This is a genomic window from Escherichia sp. MOD1-EC7011 (assembly GCF_002965005.1).
GTDB lineage: Bacteria > Pseudomonadota > Gammaproteobacteria > Enterobacterales > Enterobacteriaceae > Escherichia > Escherichia ruysiae.
Map to the genome: position 1 here is coordinate 262,465 of NZ_PTRD01000010.1, position 20,187 is coordinate 282,651.

General features: G+C 48.7%; 23 protein-coding genes and 1 pseudogene. 12 read left to right on the forward strand and 12 right to left on the reverse strand.

Features of this window, described 5'->3' with window-relative positions:
* Positions 1–95: 95 nt before the first annotated feature.
* The gene (gene ydgH / locus A7098_RS05240) at positions 96–1,040 is read right to left on the reverse strand and encodes a DUF1471 family protein YdgH (protein WP_000769335.1); all 945 of its coding nucleotides are present in this window, start codon (positions 1,038–1,040) and stop codon (positions 96–98) included.
* Between the two features lie 520 nt (positions 1,041–1,560).
* Between ydgH and pntA the strand changes: the two genes are divergently transcribed.
* Both pntA and pntB read left to right on the forward strand, forming a co-directional pair.
* Positions 1,561–3,093, forward strand: coding sequence for a Re/Si-specific NAD(P)(+) transhydrogenase subunit alpha (gene pntA, locus A7098_RS05245; protein ID WP_105280447.1), 1,533 nt, complete (start codon positions 1,561–1,563; stop codon positions 3,091–3,093).
* 10 nt (positions 3,094–3,103) lie between these two features.
* Entirely contained in the window at positions 3,104–4,492 is a 1,389-nt protein-coding gene (gene pntB, locus A7098_RS05250) for a Re/Si-specific NAD(P)(+) transhydrogenase subunit beta (protein WP_000014065.1), read from the forward strand.
* 24 nt (positions 4,493–4,516) lie between these two features.
* Here pntB and tqsA read toward each other — a convergent pair whose 3' ends face one another.
* The gene (gene tqsA, locus A7098_RS05255) at positions 4,517–5,551 is read right to left on the reverse strand and encodes an AI-2 transporter TqsA (protein ID WP_105280448.1); all 1,035 of its coding nucleotides are present in this window, start codon (positions 5,549–5,551) and stop codon (positions 4,517–4,519) included.
* 411 nt (positions 5,552–5,962) lie between these two features.
* Here tqsA and mdtJ point away from each other — a divergent pair, with 411 nt between their 5' ends.
* Both mdtJ and mdtI read left to right on the forward strand, forming a co-directional pair.
* Positions 5,963–6,328: a multidrug/spermidine efflux SMR transporter subunit MdtJ gene (gene mdtJ / locus A7098_RS05265; RefSeq protein ID WP_000276160.1), complete on the forward strand. Its 366-nt coding sequence runs from the start codon at positions 5,963–5,965 to the stop codon at positions 6,326–6,328.
* Positions 6,315–6,644: a multidrug/spermidine efflux SMR transporter subunit MdtI gene (gene mdtI / locus A7098_RS05270; protein ID WP_105280449.1), complete on the forward strand. Its 330-nt coding sequence runs from the start codon at positions 6,315–6,317 to the stop codon at positions 6,642–6,644. The genes mdtJ and mdtI overlap by 14 nt, the downstream gene beginning before the upstream one ends.
* Positions 6,645–6,682: 38 nt before the next feature.
* On the opposite strand, the gene A7098_RS05275 is transcribed toward mdtI, so the two are convergent.
* From A7098_RS05275 to asr, 3 genes are all read right to left on the reverse strand, one after another.
* The gene (locus A7098_RS05275) at positions 6,683–7,504 is read right to left on the reverse strand and encodes a serine protease (RefSeq protein WP_001260826.1); all 822 of its coding nucleotides are present in this window, start codon (positions 7,502–7,504) and stop codon (positions 6,683–6,685) included.
* Positions 7,505–7,603: 99 nt separating this feature from the next.
* Positions 7,604–7,687: a hypothetical protein gene (locus A7098_RS05280; protein ID WP_000233094.1), complete on the reverse strand. Its 84-nt coding sequence runs from the start codon at positions 7,685–7,687 to the stop codon at positions 7,604–7,606.
* Between the two features lie 92 nt (positions 7,688–7,779).
* Positions 7,780–8,088, reverse strand: a complete 309-nt coding sequence (asr, locus tag A7098_RS05285) for an acid resistance repetitive basic protein Asr (protein WP_000756321.1) — start codon at positions 8,086–8,088, stop codon at positions 7,780–7,782.
* Between the two features lie 269 nt (positions 8,089–8,357).
* Between asr and A7098_RS24380 the strand changes: the two genes are divergently transcribed.
* Complete coding sequence (locus tag A7098_RS24380) at positions 8,358–8,462, forward strand: KPN_01571 family protein (protein WP_212592170.1); 105 nt, start codon at positions 8,358–8,360, stop codon at positions 8,460–8,462.
* 51 nt (positions 8,463–8,513) lie between these two features.
* On the opposite strand, the gene A7098_RS05290 is transcribed toward A7098_RS24380, so the two are convergent.
* On the reverse strand, positions 8,514–9,767 hold the full coding sequence (locus A7098_RS05290) for an MFS transporter (protein ID WP_000091808.1): 1,254 nt from the start codon (positions 9,765–9,767) through the stop codon (positions 8,514–8,516).
* Between the two features lie 106 nt (positions 9,768–9,873).
* Between A7098_RS05290 and A7098_RS05295 the strand changes: the two genes are divergently transcribed.
* The 3 genes from A7098_RS05295 (at position 9,874) to bioD (ending at position 12,943) form a co-directional block, all read left to right on the forward strand.
* On the forward strand, positions 9,874–10,767 hold the full coding sequence (locus tag A7098_RS05295) for a LysR family transcriptional regulator (protein WP_105280450.1): 894 nt from the start codon (positions 9,874–9,876) through the stop codon (positions 10,765–10,767).
* A 134-nt stretch (positions 10,768–10,901) separates the two neighbouring features.
* Positions 10,902–12,122 carry a sugar metabolism global transcriptional regulator Mlc gene (mlc, locus tag A7098_RS05300; RefSeq protein WP_000225268.1) on the forward strand — a complete coding sequence of 407 codons (1,221 nt, stop codon included), beginning with the start codon at positions 10,902–10,904 and terminating at the stop codon, positions 12,120–12,122.
* Between the two features lie 125 nt (positions 12,123–12,247).
* A complete protein-coding gene (bioD, locus tag A7098_RS05305; protein WP_000919217.1) occupies positions 12,248–12,943 on the forward strand; it encodes a dethiobiotin synthase in 696 nt (231 codons plus the stop codon).
* On the opposite strand, the gene clcB is transcribed toward bioD, so the two are convergent.
* The 4 genes and pseudogenes from clcB to A7098_RS05320 all read right to left on the reverse strand — a co-directional run bounded on the left by clcB (position 12,896) and on the right by A7098_RS05320 (position 15,475).
* The gene (clcB, locus tag A7098_RS05310; RefSeq protein ID WP_105280477.1) at positions 12,896–14,188 is read right to left on the reverse strand and encodes a voltage-gated ClC-type chloride channel ClcB; all 1,293 of its coding nucleotides are present in this window, start codon (positions 14,186–14,188) and stop codon (positions 12,896–12,898) included. The genes bioD and clcB overlap by 48 nt on opposite strands.
* A gap of 157 nt (positions 14,189–14,345) precedes the next feature.
* Entirely contained in the window at positions 14,346–14,960 is a 615-nt protein-coding gene (dmsD, locus tag A7098_RS05315) for a Tat proofreading chaperone DmsD (protein ID WP_000148722.1), read from the reverse strand.
* 42 nt (positions 14,961–15,002) lie between these two features.
* A pseudogene (locus A7098_RS24140) lies at positions 15,003–15,141 on the reverse strand (dimethylsulfoxide reductase); the annotation flags it as partial.
* A gap of 28 nt (positions 15,142–15,169) precedes the next feature.
* On the reverse strand, positions 15,170–15,475 hold the full coding sequence (locus A7098_RS05320) for a DUF1161 domain-containing protein (protein ID WP_000690952.1): 306 nt from the start codon (positions 15,473–15,475) through the stop codon (positions 15,170–15,172).
* A gap of 106 nt (positions 15,476–15,581) precedes the next feature.
* Between A7098_RS05320 and A7098_RS05325 the strand changes: the two genes are divergently transcribed.
* The gene (locus A7098_RS05325) at positions 15,582–16,292 is read left to right on the forward strand and encodes a YnfC family lipoprotein (RefSeq protein ID WP_105280478.1); all 711 of its coding nucleotides are present in this window, start codon (positions 15,582–15,584) and stop codon (positions 16,290–16,292) included.
* Positions 16,293–16,294: 2 nt separating this feature from the next.
* Here A7098_RS05325 and speG read toward each other — a convergent pair whose 3' ends face one another.
* Positions 16,295–16,855: a spermidine N1-acetyltransferase gene (speG, locus tag A7098_RS05330; protein WP_000199501.1), complete on the reverse strand. Its 561-nt coding sequence runs from the start codon at positions 16,853–16,855 to the stop codon at positions 16,295–16,297.
* Between the two features lie 34 nt (positions 16,856–16,889).
* Positions 16,890–17,231, reverse strand: coding sequence for a DUF1283 family protein (locus tag A7098_RS05335; protein ID WP_001027858.1), 342 nt, complete (start codon positions 17,229–17,231; stop codon positions 16,890–16,892).
* A 133-nt stretch (positions 17,232–17,364) separates the two neighbouring features.
* On the opposite strand from A7098_RS05335, the gene A7098_RS05340 reads away from it, so the two are divergent.
* The 3 genes from A7098_RS05340 to A7098_RS05350 all read left to right on the forward strand — a co-directional run bounded on the left by A7098_RS05340 (position 17,365) and on the right by A7098_RS05350 (position 20,156).
* A complete protein-coding gene (locus tag A7098_RS05340; protein WP_010346477.1) occupies positions 17,365–17,691 on the forward strand; it encodes a YnfA family protein in 327 nt (108 codons plus the stop codon).
* Between the two features lie 216 nt (positions 17,692–17,907).
* The gene (gene rspA, locus A7098_RS05345; protein WP_105280451.1) at positions 17,908–19,122 is read left to right on the forward strand and encodes a starvation-sensing protein RspA; all 1,215 of its coding nucleotides are present in this window, start codon (positions 17,908–17,910) and stop codon (positions 19,120–19,122) included.
* Between the two features lie 14 nt (positions 19,123–19,136).
* A complete protein-coding gene (locus tag A7098_RS05350; protein ID WP_105280452.1) occupies positions 19,137–20,156 on the forward strand; it encodes a Zn-dependent oxidoreductase in 1,020 nt (339 codons plus the stop codon).
* Positions 20,157–20,187 lie beyond the last annotated feature (31 nt).

A 20,187-nucleotide genomic window follows, 5' to 3' on the forward strand; every position in this document is an offset into this window, starting at 1 on the left:
ACGAAGAGATGTATCGTCATGCAATGGTTAGGGGAAAATTTGTGACTAAAAATGCTAAAGGCGGCATAAAGCCGCCTTATCGTGATACTGAATAGTTATTTATACAGATCTGCGCTGATGGTCAGGTTATTGCCACGTTCCTGCCACTGGCGGGTGATGTGGTAATACTTAGCCCCTTTCTTCGCGGCACGTTTAGCAACCTGGTAGGAAACTTCGGTCATGTTGCCGTAGTTACCTGAGAACTTAATGCTGTCGAACGGCACCATCATCGCTGCGGTCGCTTTGTTCAGTTCTTCTACTTTAGTGCCGTCAGGTAGCGTGACAGTGTAACGCCCGCCTTTTGATGACTGGGTTTCAAAGAAGCGACCGACTTCGGAACTTGGTGACGCAGTAGTGGCAACGCCTGGGATTTCAACTTTCTTCGCAGCTTCGCCACCGGCCGCCAGGGCTGCACGTCCCGCGTCGGAATCCGCCGGGATCACATCCGGGCTTTGTACTACGCGTTTCTTAGCATCTTTTTTATAGATGAAGGCCGTAATGCGCTGGTTACCGCCCTGGTTGGCATCGATTTGACGAACAATATAGAAAGAGTATGCGCCTTTTGCTTTCGCCGCTTTGGTGATGGCGTCATTAACTTCAGGTTGGCTACGGTAAAAGCCCTGGACGGTAACTGTATCAAACGGTTCGATCAGAACGGCCTGGTCTTTTGGCAGTTCCACCACACCGTTAATCACACGATTCTTTTCAGTTTCTGCTTTTTCAGCATCAGACTTATAGAGATCGGCAACTACACGCCAGTTACCGCTGTTACCGAAATCTGACGTATCGACAACATAAAAAGAGGCTGCGCCTTCTTTATCAGCGCGGCGGGATACGGCTTTGACCGCCTCGCCAATGGCATTGAAACGTCCGGTAACCACTACACGGTCAAAAGGTTTAACCGCTGCCGCTTGCTCCGGTGTCAGTTCTGTTGCTGCGTTAACGGAGAATGCCGTAGCAGAAAGCAGTGCCGACGCCAGGAGGGTGTTCTTAAGCTTCATAAAAATAATCCTTCGCCTTGCGCAAACCAGGTACTGGTATTGTTATTAACGAGAAACGTGGCTGATTATTGCATTTAAACGGTGTAACTGTCTGCGTGATTTTTCATATCAGACTTCTTGATTTGATTTTAAACCTGTTCGAATAATCATCTGTGATTAAAAAGTAACCGCAGTAACATAAAATGGCTGAAATGGCTGAATTGTATAAGTTAATTTAATGTTAACTGGCGGCTCGCGACGGGGTGATCTCATGTTTTACCTGGCTATCGAAGACAATTATCGCCCCTTATCCTGTATTCTATGGTGTTTATCCCACTATCAAGGCTGAATCGTTAATATTTTTCGAGTTAACGCCGAGATACTGATTTTTGGCGCTAGATCACAGGCATTATTTTCAGTACGTTATAGACGTTTGTTACTAATTTATTTTAACGGAGTAACATTTAGCTCGTTCATGAGCGGCTTGTGTACTTGAAACACAGGCAAACCATCATCAATAAAACCGATGGAAGGGAATATCATGCGAATTGGCATACCAAGAGAACGGTTAACCAATGAAACCCGTGTTGCAGCAACGCCAAAAACAGTGGAACAGTTGCTGAAACTAGGTTTTACCGTCGCGGTAGAGAGCGGCGCGGGTCAACTGGCGAGTTTTGACGATAAAGCGTTTGTGCAAGCGGGCGCTGAAATAGTAGAAGGGAATAACGTCTGGCAGTCAGAGATCATTCTGAAGGTCAATGCACCGTTAGATGATGAAATTGCACTACTAAATCCAGGTACAACGCTGGTAAGTTTTATCTGGCCTGCGCAGAATCCGGAGCTAATGCAAAAACTTGCGGAACGTAACGTCACCGTGATGGCGATGGACTCCGTACCGCGTATTTCTCGCGCCCAGTCGCTGGACGCGTTAAGTTCGATGGCGAATATCGCAGGTTATCGCGCTATTGTCGAAGCTGCTCATGAATTTGGTCGCTTTTTTACCGGACAAATCACTGCGGCAGGTAAAGTGCCGCCGGCAAAAGTCATGGTGATTGGTGCGGGTGTTGCTGGTCTGGCGGCCATTGGTGCAGCAAACAGTCTCGGCGCAATTGTGCGTGCGTTCGATACTCGTCCGGAAGTGAAAGAACAAGTTCAGAGTATGGGCGCGGAATTCCTTGAACTGGATTTTAAAGAGGAAGCAGGCAGCGGCGATGGCTATGCCAAAGTGATGTCGGAAGCGTTCATCAAAGCGGAAATGGAGCTTTTTGCTGCGCAGGCAAAAGACGTCGATATCATTGTTACCACTGCGCTTATTCCAGGCAAACCGGCACCGAAACTGATTACCCGTGAAATGGTGGACTCCATGAAGTCGGGCAGTGTGATTATCGATCTGGCAGCACAAAACGGCGGTAACTGTGAATACACCGTGCCGGGGCAAATATTCACTACGGAAAATGGCGTCAAAGTCATTGGTTATACCGATCTTCCGGGGCGTCTGCCGACGCAATCCTCACAGCTTTATGGCACTAACCTCGTCAATCTGCTGAAATTGTTGTGCAAAGAGAAAGACGGCAACATCACTGTTGATTTTGATGATGTGGTGATTCGCGGCGTGACCGTGATCCGTGCGGGCGAAATTACCTGGCCGGCACCGCCGATTCAGGTATCAGCTCAGCCGCAGGCGGCACAAAAAGCAGCACCGGAAGTCAAAACCGAGGAAAAATGTGCCTGTTCGCCGTGGCGTAAATACGCCTTGATGGCGCTGGCAATTATCCTTTTCGGTTGGCTGGCGAATGTTGCACCGAAAGAGTTCCTCGGACACTTCACCGTGTTCGCGCTGGCGTGCGTTGTGGGCTATTACGTGGTGTGGAATGTTTCGCACGCGCTACATACGCCATTGATGTCGGTCACCAATGCGATTTCAGGGATTATTGTTGTCGGAGCACTTTTACAGATTGGCCAGGGCGGCTGGGTTAGCTTCCTTAGTTTTATCGCGGTGCTTATAGCCAGCATTAATATTTTCGGTGGCTTCACCGTGACTCAGCGTATGCTGAAAATGTTTCGCAAAAACTAAGGGGTAACATATGTCTGGAGGATTAGTTACAGCTGCATACATTGTTGCCGCGATCCTGTTTATCTTCAGTCTGGCCGGGCTTTCAAAACATGAAACGTCTCGCCGGGGTAACAACCTCGGTATCGCCGGGATGGCGATTGCTTTAATTGCAACTATCTTTGGACCGGATACTGGCAACGTTGGCTGGATCTTACTGGCAATGGTCATCGGTGGGGCGATTGGTATCCGTCTGGCGAAGAAGGTCGAAATGACCGAAATGCCGGAACTGGTGGCGATCCTGCATAGCTTCGTTGGTCTGGCGGCGGTGTTGGTTGGTTTTAACAGCTATCTGCATCACGACGCGGAAATGGCGCCGATTCTGGTGAATATTCACCTGACGGAAGTGTTCCTCGGCATCTTCATCGGTGCGGTAACCTTCACGGGGTCAGTCGTGGCGTTCGGTAAGCTGTGCGGTAAAATTTCGTCTAAACCGCTGATGCTGCCAAACCGTCACAAAATGAACCTGGCGGCACTGGTTGTTTCCTTCCTGCTGCTGATTGTGTTTGTTCGCACTGAAAGCGTTGGCCTGCAAGTTCTGGCATTGCTGATAATGACCGCCATTGCGTTGGTTTTCGGCTGGCATTTGGTGGCTTCCATCGGTGGCGCAGATATGCCCGTGGTGGTGTCGATGCTGAACTCTTATTCTGGTTGGGCAGCGGCAGCGGCGGGCTTTATGCTCAGTAATGACCTGCTGATTGTGACCGGTGCGCTGGTCGGTTCGTCGGGTGCCATCCTTTCTTACATCATGTGTAAGGCGATGAACCGTTCCTTTATCAGCGTCATTGCGGGTGGTTTCGGCACAGATGGTTCTTCCACCGGTGACGATCAGGAAGTTGGCGAGCATCGCGAAATCACTGCGGAAGAGACGGCAGAATTGCTGAAAAACTCGCACTCGGTGATCATCACCCCAGGCTACGGCATGGCGGTCGCGCAGGCGCAATATCCGGTGGCAGAAATCACCGAGAAATTGCGTGCCCGTGGTATCAATGTGCGTTTCGGTATTCACCCGGTTGCAGGTCGATTACCGGGGCATATGAACGTATTGCTGGCAGAAGCGAAAGTGCCGTATGACATCGTGCTGGAAATGGACGAGATCAACGATGACTTTGCTGATACCGATACTGTGCTGGTGATTGGCGCTAACGATACGGTTAACCCGGCGGCGCAGGATGATCCGAAGAGTCCGATTGCTGGTATGCCTGTGCTGGAAGTGTGGAAAGCACAGAACGTGATTGTCTTTAAACGCTCGATGAACACCGGCTATGCTGGCGTGCAAAACCCGCTGTTCTTCAAAGAAAATACCCACATGCTGTTTGGTGACGCCAAAGCCAGCGTGGATGCAATCCTGAAAGCCCTGTAACCCTGACGGCCTCTGCGGAGGCCGTTACTCTTTATTGAGATCGCTTAACAGGACGGCGATGCTTTGGCCTCCCGCCGTTTGTTCAAGCGCAATTTTGACAATAATCGTCAACGGCACGGAAAGCAGCATTCCCACCGGTCCTAACAACCATCCCCAAAAAATTAACGACAAAAAAACTACCAGTGTGGAAAGCCCCAGTCCGCGCCCCATGATGCGCGGCTCCAGAATATTGCCGAAGACCAGATTAATCAGCAGATATCCCGCCAGTACCAGTAACGCCTCATAGAAACCATTAAACACCAGTACCTGAGCGATAGGGGGGATAGCCGCGAGAACCGAACCAATGTTAGGGATGTAATTAAGCGCGAAGGCCAGTAATCCCCAGACAAAAGCGAAGCGAACATCGAGTGCGGCGAGCATCGCCCAGGCGACCAGACCGGTGATGATGCTGATGGCTGTTTTCAGCACCAGATAATGCGACACACTGTCAATGGCGCGCTGGATCGCCGCCATACCTTCGACCGGGCATGCCATCATTTGCTTGAGTTTGCCGGGAAGTTGTGGCACTTCGAGCAGCATAAACAGCACCGTCAGCAACAATAAAAATATGGATGACATGGCATTAGATAACTGTGTCAGCAAGTTGGTGAGCAACGTCATCGCCGCGTTCGGATCAATGTAATGCGCCAGTTGGTCAACCGAGACATCAATACCCGCGCGTTGTAATAAAGGCTCCAGAACTTGCAGAGGCTTTATGATTGAGCTGCGATACTGTGGCAAAGTGCGGGTCAGCTCATTAAGCGTTGAGCCGAGATAGGCCAGTAATAGCACCATCGCCATCACGATGATTATCATTAAAATCGACACAGCCAACACACGCGGCACGCGCCAACGAACCATGCGTTGTACCAGCGGATGAAGAATGACTGCGATAAATAGGGCAAGGATAAAGGGTACGATGATATCGGCGGCAAAACGGATACCGCAGAGAATAATGACCAGCATTCCCAACATAATGACTATTTTTAGACCATTGAGCGTGATGATCGGCTTTGCCATGCGTATCCCCATTTTTTCTTTCTTCGCTAATAATATTTTCTTTTTAGCCGTGGCATTATAACGAAAATCAAACTCCTCAGGTAAAGAAATGAAAATGTTTTGAGTTAATTCTTAAGCTATGATACAAATCAGACGTGTACAACTACCGAGGACAATTATCATCCGCGATGACGAGAAGCAACACTGCGGATAATTGTAATATTATGGACAATTTGTTCAGGACGTTATTTTCTACATTTACTCATTTTCGTACCTCAACCACCATCTTGCTCGCAGGTGAGCAACACTGGCGCAACGCGCTTTAGTCCCTTCCTCTGCCAAAGCTGGCGCTCTGCGCTGGGCTGAATACTTTTCTTTTGGTTTCGCTGAGTCGAGCGAATGTTAAAATAATTCTCTTGCAGGGGAAGGACGATGTATATTTATTGGGTTTTATTAGGTCTGGCTATTGCCACAGAAATTACCGGCACGCTGTCAATGAAATGGGCGAGCGTTAGTGAAGGAAGCGGCGGTTTTATTTTAATGCTGGTGATGATTTCGCTGTCATATATATTTCTCTCTTTCGCCGTGAAAAAAATAGCACTTGGCGTGGCTTATGCTCTGTGGGAAGGTATCGGTATTTTATTTATTACACTATTTAGTGTTCTGTTATTTGACGAAAGCTTATCGCTGCTAAAAATTGCCGGGTTAACAACCCTGGTGCTCGGGATTGTGTTGATTAAATCTGGTACTCGCAAAGTGCGTAAACCCTCGCTGGAGGTGAATCATGGCGCAGTTTGAATGGGTTCACGCCGCCTGGCTGGCACTGGCAATCGTGCTGGAAATCATTGCTAACGTCTTTTTGAAATTTTCTGACGGCTTTCGCCGCAAAGTCTATGGCTTGCTTTCGCTGGCAGCGGTGCTTGCGGCCTTTAGCTCACTCTCCCAGGCAGTAAAGGGCATAGATTTGTCGGTGGCGTATGCGTTGTGGGGCGGGTTTGGTATTGCGGCCACGTTAGCCGCTGGTTGGATCTTGTTTGGTCAACATTTAAATCGCAAAGGCTGGGTTGGTCTGGTCTTGCTGTTGGCTGGAATGATTATGGTGAAACTTGCCTGATGAACACGCTGCCCGATAATGCGGGCAGCGTTTGAACGTTATTTCCGGGTCAGTTCTTCCAGTTTGTCGCGAAAACCGGTGACAGAAATGGCCCGGTTATCGGCGCGCCAGCGATCTTTTGCTGCAGGAGCTGAACTTTGTACCCCAATTAACTGCCAGCCGTCATCAGTATGAAGCATCAGTGGCGAACCACTGTCACCTGGTAGGGTATCGCACTGGTGCGACATTACCGAGGTTTGCGCCCAGCCGGTTATTTCGCAATTTTGATGACTGTACAACGTATCGAGATGATCTTCAGGGTATCCCGCCTGAGTCACTTTACGACCCGCAGCTTTTAATGCAGCGGTAAGCGCGGTTTTATCTCCCTCAAATAACGGCAACGGCGTAATGCCCGAAGGGGGATTGCGCAGCACAATCAAACCGAAATCCCACGGCGCGGCTGCGGGGGGAACAATCCAGCCATCCCCATCCGGCTTTAACCGCTTCCCTAGCGTCGGATCAACGCGGCCTTCGATGTCGTGGATCTCATAGCGCCAAAGACCTTTATTTGACACAAAACGCAACGCAACTGCTTTATCCGCTTTGCCCTTCGGCGGCGTTAATAAACAGTGTCCTGCCGTTAATGCCAGGTTCGGCGCAATTAGTGTCGCCGTACACAAATTGCCGCTGGCCGTTTCTAGTTGCCCAACCGCATCCCACGGCGATTGGCTCGTGTTATTTACTGATACACGATCATCATGACCAAAAAATAGGGTGCTGACCTCATTATTGGTCGATTTATGATCGTCCGGTTTATCCGCAAACACAAATGCAGATGTCAGACTAATTGCACCCAGTACTACAGCAATGGTTGTACGCATATCACACTCTGGTGAGTAATTATGATTATTAAAAGCAAACCCTCGTAAATACTATAGACGGGACGGGATGAAAGTGGGAGTAAAATCAGATAACTACGCTCAGGAAAGATAAAAACAGGTGGCAATCAGGGCGCATAAAATAAGGGTGATAAGAATGAACTCAAAGCGATAACGGCCCACCATAGTACCCTCCGCTAAAGGCGGTGTTAAACGTTATCCGTTTAACACCGTAATTTTCAGGCGCGAGGGGGCGCGCCATTATTACTGCCGAAAACTTACGCGGCTGGTTGTACAACTGGTTTTGCAGATTGCTGCTGGCTGTGTTTTTTGCTGTGCTTTTTGGCTGCCTGTGCTTTTTGCTCAGGCGCTTTCTGTTCATTTTTCGCTTTTTTATGATGCTTTTTAGCCGCCTGCGCTTTTTGGGCAGGCGCCGCTTTATGCTGTTTTTTATGATGCGTTGTTTTTGCAGCCGCTGCTTTGGTGACTGTAGCAGTCGGAGCAGGCGTGGTCGCAGTTTCTGCAGCAAATGCGACAGAAGAGAGACCCATAGTAGCGGCAACAACCAGAGCTAATACTTTTTTCATTGTCATACCCTCAATTTTGTTTTTTATGCAACCCCACTGCGGGGCCGATGTCATGACTATATCTCTGGAAATGACAGGTTTCCGTGAGTGGTTGGTTTCGGCATGTAACGATATGTACAAAGCGGATAACGATGACGAAGGAAATAATAACGCATTGTGACGTAAGGCGAATTTCCCACCAATATAGGTAGTATTGAAGAACTTAACTTTTTCACTACCTATAAATTGGTAGAATCACTGTGTATTTGCAATAAATGACACACAGCAAAATGAATCCGCTAATTTGGGTATTTATTATCCTGATGACGTTAGATGCTCTGCGAGAAATGGCAGGCGCTTCGTCTATTTTGGGGTGGTTATTAACGTTGAGTTGAGCAAGCAATAAGTCCGGACAGAAATTTAACACATCGTCCGGACTTATTTTTTCAGGCGTGCAGCCGATGATGTAAACGTGTTCCGACCAGAATAGCGACCACCAGCATCAGGGCAATAAATGCACCGACGCCGTTCCAGCCATAGTTATGCCAGAAGACGCCACCTAATGTTCCGGCAATGCTTGAACCCAGGTAGTAACAGAATAGATAAAGCGAGGAAGCCTGGCCTTTGGCGCGTTTAGCACGAGGGCCAATCCAGCTACTGGCAACAGAATGAGCGGCAAAAAATCCGCTTGAGAAAAGCATCATACCGATAAAAATGAGCCAAAGTGAGCTGAACAATGTCAGGATAAGACCCAAAAGCATAACACCTGTCGAAAATAACATCACCGGGCCACGACCGAAGCGGGTAGTCATGGTGCCTGCTTTTGGCGAACTCCAGGTGCCTGTCAAATAGACCAGCGATAATAACCCAACCACTGCCTGGCTAACATGCCATGGGGAGAGCATCAACCGATAGCCGATGTAATTAAACAGCGTTACGAATGAGCCCATCAGCAAAAAACCTTCGACGAATAATAAGGGGAGTCCCCGATCGCGCCAGTGCAGACGGAAGTTAATAAACAGTGTTTTTGGGCGCAGTGAAGAAGGACGGAAATGACGTGATTCCGGGAGAATTTTCCAGAACATTAACGCCGAGGTCAGGGCGAAACAGCCGATAGCCGCCAGCGCAATTCGCCAGTTAAAGAAGTCAGTAAATACACCGCTGATTAAGCGCCCGCTCATGCCGCCAATCGAGTTGCCGCTGATATACAGTCCCATTGAAAAGGCCACAAAACTGGGGTGGATCTCTTCGCTAAGGTAGGTCATACCAACAGCAGCTACACCACTTAACGACAGGCCAATCAAGGCGCGCATAATCAAAATGCCGTGCCAGCTGGTCATCATTGTCGAAAGTAACGTACAGATGGAGGCCAACAGTAGCGCCGTCACCATCACTGGCTTGCGACCAATGGCATCGGATAGCGGGCCAGTAAACAGCAAACCGATAGCTAACATCGCCGTTGAAATGGACAGTGAAATACTACTGTTAGCAGGCGTTAAGCCAAATTCTTGCGAAAGCACCGGAAGAATAGGTTGCACGCAATAGAGAAGCGCGAAGGTTGCCAGCCCGGCAGAGAATAGCGCCAGGGTGACACGCATAAATTGCGGTGTACCGCGTTTAATGAATTCGTTTGGCTGGGAAAGGGGTTGCTCGTCAGTGTCGCTTGCCGGAGCGCCATCAACAGTTGTAGTACGACTCACTTGAAATCCTTGCTAATTATGCCCGTGATGTGGGATTAGGAATAGAGTAGGAAAATCGAATTGTTATGTCTAATATATTAATAATCTCAAATAAGATGTTTAAGATATGAATATTGAATTGCGTCACCTCCGGTACTTTGTTGCCGTTGCGGAAGAGCTGCATTTTGGACGCGCGGCTGCCCGCCTGAACATTTCGCAACCGCCGCTAAGTCAGCAGATTCAGGCTCTGGAGCAACAAATTGGCGCGCGACTGTTGGCACGAACCAACCGCAGCGTGCTGCTTACGGCAGCAGGAAAGCAGTTCCTTGCTGATAGTCGGCAAATCCTGTCTATGGTGGATGACGCAGCCGCTCGCGCTGAGCGTCTGCATCAGGGAGAGGCGGGAGAGTTACGCATTGGCTTTACCTCGTCGGCACCCTTTATTCGCGCAGTGTCTGATACCTTATCGCTATTTCGCTGTGAATTTCCTGATGTCCATTTGCAGACGCGTGAGATGAATACTCGCGAGCAAATAGACCCTCTTACCGAAGGGACGCTCGATATGGGGTTGTTACGAAACACCGTGTTGCCGGAGACGTTGGATCACGTGGTAATCGTGCATGAACCGCTTATGGCGATGATCCCGCACGATCATCCTTTGGCAAATAAACCGAAGGTAACGCTGGCGGAACTGGCAAAAGAACCGTTTGTTTTTTTTGATCCGCACGTAGGGACGGGGCTGTATGACGACATTATTGGCCTGATGCGGCGTTATAATCTGACTCCGGTCATCACCCAGGAAGTGGGCGAGGCGATGACGATCATCGGTCTGGTTTCCGCCGGTCTTGGTGTTTCGATTTTGCCCGCCTCTTTTAAACGTGTCCAACTCAATGAAATGCGCTGGTTACCTATTGCTGAAGAGGATGCGGTTTCTGAAATGTGGCTGGTTTGGCCAAAGCATCGTGAACAAAGCCCGGCAGCGCGAAACTTTCGTATTCAGCTGATGAATGCACTCCGGTGAGGGATAATTCAGCAAAAAAAACCGAAAAATGTGCTGTCAATCACATGACGAAGTAAAAATTTGACGACGCATATTGAAGTACTTCACCATAACCTACAGATTATTTCGGAGCGCGAAAATATAGGGAGTATGCGGTGGTTGCTGAAAACCAGCCTGGGCACATTGATCAAATAAAGCAGACCAACGCGGGCGCGGTTTACCGCCTGATTGATCAGCTTGGTCCAGTTTCGCGTATCGATCTTTCCCGGCTGGCGCAACTGGCGCCAGCCAGTATCACCAAAATTGTCCGTGAAATGCTCGAAGCGCACCTGGTGCAAGAGCTGGAAATTAAAGAAGCGGGGAACCGTGGTCGTCCAGCGGTGGGGCTAGTGGTTGAAACCGAAGCCTGGCACTATCTTTCTTTGCGCATTAGTCGCGGGGAGATTTTCCTTGCCCTGCGCGATCTGAGCAGCAAACTGGTGGTGGAAGAGTCGCAGGAGCTGGCGTTGAAAGATGACTCGCCACTGCTGGATCGCATCATTAATCATATTGATCAGTTTTTTATCCGCCATCAGAAAAAACTGGAGCGTCTAACTTCGATTGCCATAACCTTGCCGGGAATTATTGATACGGAAAATGGCATTGTGCATCGTATGCCGTTCTATGAGGACGTAAAAGAGATGCCGCTCGGCGAAGTACTGGAGCAGCACACCGGTGTACCGGTTTATATTCAGCATGATATTAGCGCATGGACGATGGCTGAGGCCTTGTTCGGCGCATCACGCGGAGCACGCGATGTGATTCAGGTGGTGATTGATCACAACGTGGGTGCTGGTGTGATTACCGATGGTCATTTGCTACACGCGGGAAGCAGTAGCCTTGTGGAAATTGGTCACACTCAGGTCGATCCCTACGGGAAACGCTGTTATTGCGGTAACCACGGCTGCCTGGAAACCATTGCTAGTGTTGATAGTATTCTTGAGCTTGCACAATTACGTTTGAATCAATCTATGAGTTCGATGTTACATGGGCAGCCATTAACTGTGGATTCATTGTGTCTGGCTGCGTTGCAGGGCGATCTGCTGGCAAAAGATATTATTACTGGCGTGGGGACGCACGTCGGGCGGATTCTTGCCATTATGGTGAATTTATTCAACCCACAAAAAATACTGATTGGTTCGCCGCTAAGCAAAGCTGCAGAGATCCTGTTCCCTGTAATTTCTGACAGTATCCGTCAGCAGGCGCTTCCCGCCTACAGCCAGCATATTAGCGTCGAGAGCACCCAGTTCTCTAATCAGGGGACGATGGCGGGGGCGGCGTTGGTAAAAGACGCGATGTATAACGGTTCTTTGTTGATTCGTCTGTTGCAGGGTTAACATTTTTTAACTGTTCTACCAAAATTTGCGCTATCTCAAATTGAGCCAGGAACGCATAACTTAGACTTCCAAAGTTGAATTATTTTCCTGGCTTATATTTGTGAAGCATAACGGTGGAGTTAGTGATGCTGAAGCGTTTCTTTATAACAGGTACAGACACTTCTGTTGGGAAAACAGTGGTTTCCCGCGCATTGCTACAAGCGTTAGCCTCCCAGGGAAAAACGGTTGCGGGGTATAAACCCGTGGCGAAGGGGAGCAAAGAGACACCTGATGGGCTACGTAATAAAGATGCCCTGGTGTTGCAGAGTGTTTCATCAATTGAACTGCCTTATGAAGCAGTCAATCCCATAGCGTTAAGCGAAGAAGAAAGCAGTGTGGCGCACAGTTGCCCGATCAATTACACCCTTATTTCAAATGGCCTGGCTAATCTGACTGATAAAGTCGACCATGTGGTTGTTGAAGGTACTGGTGGCTGGCGTAGCCTGATGAATGACCTGCGTCCGCTCTCTGAATGGGTGGTTCAGGAGCAGCTACCCGTGTTGATGGTGGTAGGTATTCAGGAAGGTTGTATTAACCATGCGCTTCTGACCGCACAGGCGATTGCCAACGACGGACTGCCGCTGATTGGCTGGGTGGCTAACCGTATCAACCCAGGGTTAGCACATTACGCTGAAATCATTGATGTATTGGGTAAAAAACTCCCGGCACCGCTTATTGGTGAGCTTCCTTATCTGCCTCGCGCAGAACAGCGTGAACTGGGGCAATATATCCGCTTATCCATGCTGCGTAGTGTGCTGGCGGTAGATAGAGTCACGATGTAACGTCCGCGACATTACTGACGCAATCACACAAGCAATCAATAAACCGGGGAGTAGCTGATACTCCCCGGTCATTTCACATATCATCAGTGTCGACATAATGGGCGCATGTGTAGTCGCAGCCAGTAGTGTTGCCATCCCGGTTAGCCCAAGTAAAAGCGTAATTCCTTCACTGTCAGTAAACCATAACCCCAGACTCCGGGCATACAACATGCCAATTGCCAGTCCGATAAATAAGGTCGGCGTAAACACGCCCCCAGGCGCGCCGGAACCACTGCTGGCCAGCACGGCAACTAGCTTGCAGAGGAAGATCACGGCAATGCCCATAAACAGTGGCGGGGCTGTTAAAAAGGATTGCACCGTACTATAGCCGTTGCCCCACACGGCAGGCGTGAGCAGGGAAAGCAGACCCACGATTAACCCTCCCAATGCCAGTTGCCAGGGCGGTGCAAGTTTTAGATTAATAAAACCCTGATGACTGGCGTTCATTAGCTTTAAAAACAATGGACCGCACAAACCCATCAGCACGCCTGTACTGATAATCAGTGCATAGTCACGAGCCTGAATCATCATGGAGAGTTGCACGCTGTAGAGCAAAGCATTGCTGTGATTAAGAAGATTGCTAATAAGCAATGCCACTACGGCAGAGATCACTACTGGTGCAAGGGAGGCCAGCATCATGGTGCCAAACAATACTTCGGCAATAAATAAACTCCCGGCAAGTGGGGCGCGATAGGCTGCTGCCATCCCCGCAGCCGCGCCACAGGCAATCCACAATTTCCACTCTTCGCGTGGGGTAAAACGTTGGGCAAACCAGGATGCAGCAAGTGCCGCCAACAGGATCATCGCACCTTCACGACCAATGGCGCTGCCGCTGGTCACCACCAGCAAAGAAGCGAAGGATTTAATCAGACTGGTGGCGTAATCAAACTGCCCATCGGTTTGTAACGCCTCCATATAATCGGTAGGCGCATGGGGGCGTTGTTGAGTGAGTTTCTGCCAACCCATCAGCAACAAACCAGCCGCCAGTCCGCCGAGCGCCGGCGTTAGCAGCCGACGCCACGGAGAAAGGTTCGTTGCTGCATTGACCAGACTGCCGGAGTCATTATTGAGGAACAGCCACTCCAGTAGCAGCATCGCATGACGAAACCCTGCAACGGCAAAGGCCGCCAGAATGCCTACGACCATTGCGATAAGCAGGCGGCGGAACATGGTGCGCAGATCCGGGGAGACATGTAGATGTTGCATGAGCAGAAACGGCAAATTAAACACGGGTCTCTATTTTGCGGGAAAAGAAGCCTGGCGCAAAAGCTGTGCGTGCTTTATGTGGTATTAAGCGTGACGTTGTCACTTACCGGAGCCGAAAGGCGTGCAGTTTACGCCCTTCGGTCTTACTCAGGATTATTCAGCGAAACAGGGGTTTTACCGCGACAGGAATCAGCAACTGTGACTGCCATTGTGTCAGCGTTAAACGAGCCAGCTCACCGAGCGTGCGATAAAAAGGGTGTTCCGCCTTCTCGATAAACACCTCAAGAAAGCGTGTTGACCACGGTAAAAGATGCCAGGCCAACAACTCTTCGCACTCGGTCTGACGACCGTTCTCTGCCAGCCATGCTGCCATCAACAGCAGCGAACCAAAATGATCTTCCGGTTCGTTTTGTTTCATTTCAAACTGAATGCCTTTTTCGCGCATCCATTGACGAAGCGCCAAAGTAGAATCGCCAAACAGCACCGATTCGCGATCCAGCCAGACAGATCCCCACGGAGGAGAGGGTAGCGCCCACGGCCCGACAAATAATCGTTGCCAGGCCTGAGTACGCGACTCTTCACATTCTTCCTTAAAAGCCGTTGCCAGCGGCGCTAATGACGTTTGTGATAAAGGCCACTGGGTGACCCAATCGTCACTGGTTAGCGCAGAAACCAGTGGAGAGGCTTCTTTACTCTCAGGAGCGTAATAAAACAGCGCGCCCAGCACGCGCGCCGCGACAGAAAAATTATCTTGTTGTGAGAAATGCGTCATTCCTATCATCCTGAAACGTGCGGTTTATCCCGCACCAATTTGTTAACCTGCGATGGTCATTCCGGACGTCATTTGCAGGCCATAAACGAGCGCACGCCCGATCATCTCACCGCAGGTGTCCCAGCTAGCGGACACTGCCTGCGCATAACAATACCACACGGCAGGCCTGATATGATGCGTAAGCATCGTATCAGGCAGTCACAGGTTTATTAATGCGATTCAGCAGGCTCATTATCATGGGTTGGCTGGGTGTGGGCAGAAACATTACCGCTGGTGGTGCGGGTGTAGAGGATTTTATGCGTGTCGTTAGCGCAATGCCCGACGACCTGTGAATCAGGCTGGTCGACCTGATCATTCGGCACAATACTTAAAGTGAAGCCACTTTCGGGTACGCCGTTATTGATAATACGCTGTGAAATATCACTTTTTATGCGCTCACATGAATCCGACGCGGCGAGCACTGTGGATGAGGCCAGGGTGAGCAGAAGTGCGGCACTGCAGGCTATGATTTTCATCATTGGCTCCTTACATGAATATTACTAAATAAGCATAGCATTTCACGTGTAAATTACTGTATTTACTACTATGATTGAGAATCATCTCTACTGTCTGGTGATTGATGTGAATTACAAATTACTGCCATGTTTGCTTGCGATAATACTCACAGGATGTGACCGTACAGAGGTAACTCTTTCATTAACGCCAGAAATGGCCAGTTTCTCTAATGAATTTGATTTTGACCCGCTGCGTGGGCCGGTTAAAGATTTCACTCAGACGTTAATGAATGAGCAAGGGGAAGTCACGAAACGTGTTTCGGGGAATTTATCGGAAGAGGGCTGTTTTGATTCCCTCGAATTACTGGATCTGGAAAATAATACCGTGATTACCCTGGTGTTGGATGCAAATTATTACCGGGATGCACAGACGCTGGAGAAAAGAGTACGTCTACAGGGAAAATGCCAGTTAGCAGAATTACCTTCTGCCGGTGTAAGTTGGGAAACTGATGATAATGGTTTCGTGGTTAAGGCCAGCAGCAAACAGATGCAGATGGAATATCACTATGATGATCAGGGTTATCCGCTGGGGAAAACGACGAAAAGTAACGACAAAACGTTATCTGTCAGCGCCACGCCATCAACGAACCCGATCAAAAAAATGGATTATACGGCAATTACTTTACTGAATAATCAACAGGTTGGTAATGTCAGACAGACTTGTGAATATGACAGCCACGCGAATCCAGTGGACTGCCAATTAATCATTGTGGATGAGGGAGTAAAACCCGCCGTCGAACGGGTTTACACCATCAAAAATACCATTGATTATTATTAATACTATTGCGCGGTCGGTTTTAGTAGAGTTTGCCCTTGCGTTTTATGTTCCGCCAGATACTGATGCTGGAATATGCACATGCGAATGGCATTACGATATTGACCGTTAATAAAGAATTCATGCATCAGTTCACCTTCGACCGTAAAACCGAGCTTACGATATATATGAATCGCTTTCTCATTCTCTTTATCAACAATCAGATAAAGCTTATAAAGATTAAGAACAGTGAAACCATAATCCATCGCTAATTTCGCGGCGCGGGTTGCCAGACCTTTACCCTGGTATTCCGGGGAGATGATTATCTGAAATTCTGCGCGGCGATGGACGTGGTTAATTTCTACCAGTTCCACCAGACCTGCCTTTTCGCCATCACATTCCACGACGAAACGACGTTCACTCTGATCGTGAATATGTTTATCGTACAGATCAGAGAGTTCAACGAAGGCTTCGTAGGGCTCCTCAAACCAGTAACGCATCACGCTGGCGTTATTGTCGAGTTGATGCACATAGCGTAAATCTTCACGCTCCAGCGGACGTAGCTTAACACTGTGGGCGCTAGTCATAACGTGTCCTTACATTCCTTATATCAATAACAGGTTAGGGGATGATTACGCGACCAGTACGACGATCCAGGCAGCGTAAAGTATTCGGCTCCCAGTAGGCATTAATGTTGGCACTCTGCTCGCATTTATCGCGGTTATCAAATGCGGCGTCAGCTTTATCCCATTCTTTCTCGGTGCGTTTGTTGATTTTTTGACGCAGATTACGCGTGTCATTCCATTGCTCTTTTTCCATTGCTGCCTGCTGGCGACTCTGTGCGCTGTCGCCAGATTCAATCACCAGTTTGTTGGTTTCTGCATGGGTAGTTGCGCTAAATGCCAGTGCGCAAGGCAGCAGAAAAGCGAGCAGGCTGAGTTTTTTGCAGAGAGTGATATTCATGATCTATTCCTTACATGAATGATTAAGGGCGATTTTACACGATCCACTGTGAACGCGAAACGTACCAGAGGATGTCTATGTTGATGATATTATGTCGTCCTATAAATATACATGATGTCAATGAGTGACAAAGATGATTAAAACAACGTTACTGTTTTTTGCTACCGCTTTGTGTGAAATCATTGGTTGTTTTTTGCCCTGGCTGTGGCTGAAACGGAATGCCAGTGTCTGGTTGTTGGTTCCGGCGGGAATTTCCCTGGCGCTTTTCGTCTGGCTGTTAACGTTGCATCCAGCAGCAAGTGGGCGAGTTTATGCAGCATATGGCGGTGTTTATGTCTGTACGGCGCTCCTGTGGCTGCGGGTTGTGGATGGAGTGAAGCTCAGTCTCTACGACTGGACGGGAGCGATAATTGCACTTTTCGGCATGTTGATTATTGTTGCTGGCTGGGGACGCGCCTGACTTATCTGATATAACTCATGTTTTGTTATCAATAATATACGCACTAGTCGATCCCCGAAAAAACAATAAAGTTTGACTGTTTTTAGAACTATTCACGGCGCAAATATGCGCCTTTTTTTGTGATCGCTCTGGCTTTTCTTGATCTTAATACTTGTATGGTAGTAGCTCAGTTGCGTAGATTTCATGCATCACGACAAGCGATGCAAGGAATAGAACATGAAGATCGTAGGGGCTGAAGTTTTTGTTACCTGTCCGGGACGTAATTTCGTCACCTTAAAAATCACCACCGAGGACGGTATTACCGGTCTTGGTGATGCCACTCTGAACGGGCGCGAACTTTCCGTTGCGTCCTATTTGCAGGATCATATCTGTCCGCAACTTATAGGCCGCGATGCCCATCGTATCGAAGATATCTGGCAGTTTTTCTATAAAGGCGCTTACTGGCGTCGCGGCCCTGTCACCATGTCGGCTATTTCCGCTGTTGATATGGCGCTGTGGGACATTAAAGCCAAAGCCGCAAACATGCCGCTTTACCAACTGTTAGGTGGGGCTTCCCGTGAAGGCGTAATGGTCTATTGTCATACCACCGGTCACAGTGTTGATGAAGCACTGGATGATTACGCTCGCCATCAAGAACTGGGATTCAAAGCTATCCGCGTGCAGTGCGGTATTCCCGGTATGAAAACGACTTATGGTATGTCCAAAGGAAAAGGGCTGGCTTATGAACCCGCGACCAAAGGGCAGTGGCCAGAAGAGCAGTTGTGGTCAACGGAAAAATATCTCGACTTTATGCCAAAACTGTTCGACGCAGTGCGCAATAAGTTTGGCTTTAATGAGCATGTACTGCATGACATGCACCATCGTTTAACACCCATTGAGGCGGCACGCTTTGGCAAAAGTATTGAAGATTATCGCCTGTTCTGGATGGAAGATCCGACACCCGCAGAAAACCAGGAATGCTTCCGACTCATTCGCCAACATACCGTAACGCCAATTGCGGTGGGTGAAGTCTTTAACAGCATCTGGGACTGCAAACAGCTGATTGAAGAACAACTTATCGACTATATCCGTACAACGCTGACCCACGCTGGCGGCATCACAGGTATGCGCAGAATTGCCGATTTTGCTTCGCTTTACCAGGTACGTACTGGTTCACATGGTCCTTCCGATTTGTCGCCAGTCTGCATGGCTGCGGCGTTGCACTTTGACCTGTGGGTGCCGAATTTCGGCGTCCAGGAGTATATGGGCTATTCAGAACAAATGCTTGAAGTCTTCCCGCACAACTGGAGCTTCGATAACGGCTATATGCATCCTGGTGATAAGCCAGGCATTGGCATCGAATTCGATGAAAAGCTGGCGGCAAAATATCCCTACGAACCTGCCTATCTGCCAGTCGCACGTCTGGAAGATGGCACGCTATGGAACTGGTAAGGAGTCATACAATAATGAAAAGTATTTTAATTGAAAAACCGAATCAACTGGCGATTATCGAACGTGAAATTCCGACCCCGGCAGTGGGTGAAGTACGAGTGAAAGTGAAACTCGCGGGAATTTGTGGATCGGATAGTCACATTTATCGCGGTCATAATCCGTTTGCGAAATATCCGCGCGTCATTGGTCACGAATTTTTTGGCGTGATTGATGCCGTAGGTGAAGGTGTGGATAACGCCAGAGTTGGCGAACGTGTTGCGGTAGATCCCGTAGTCAGCTGCGGACATTGTTATCCATGCTCAATGGGTAAACCCAACGTTTGCACAACTTTAGCTGTATTAGGTGTTCACGCTGATGGCGGTTTTAGCGAATATGCAGTCGTTCCGGCGAAGAATGCGTGGAAAATTCCCGATGGGGTGGCTGATCAGTTCGCTGTAATGATCGAACCTTGTACCATTGCGGCGAACGTTACTGGACACGGTCAGCCGACTGAAGATGACACCGTGCTGGTTTATGGTGCCGGCCCGATTGGTCTGACTATCGTTCAGGTATTGAAAGGTGTTTATAACGTTAAAAATGTGATTGTCGCCGATCGTATTGATGAACGACTGGATAAAGCGAAAGAGAGCGGGGCAGACTGGGCGATTAATAACAGCCAGACATCGCTTGGCGAAATATTCGCTGAAAAGGGCATCAAACCAACATTAATTATTGATGCTGCTTGCCATCCTTCCATTTTGAAAGAAGCGGTTATGCTGGCTTCTCCGGCGGCACGAATTGTGTTAATGGGCTTCTCCAGTGAACCGTCTGAAGTCATTCAGCAGGGAATTACCGGCAAGGAACTCTCTATTTTTTCTTCCCGGTTAAATGCCAATAAATTCCCGGTAGTTATCGACTGGTTAAGCAAAGGGTTAATTAATCCTGATAAATTAATTACCCATACATTTGATTATCTGCATGTTGCTGATGCCATTTCATTATTTGAAAAGGATCAAAAGCATTGTTGTAAAGTTTTACTCACGTTTTCTGAATAATACCAATAATAGCGAATAAGCATTACGCATC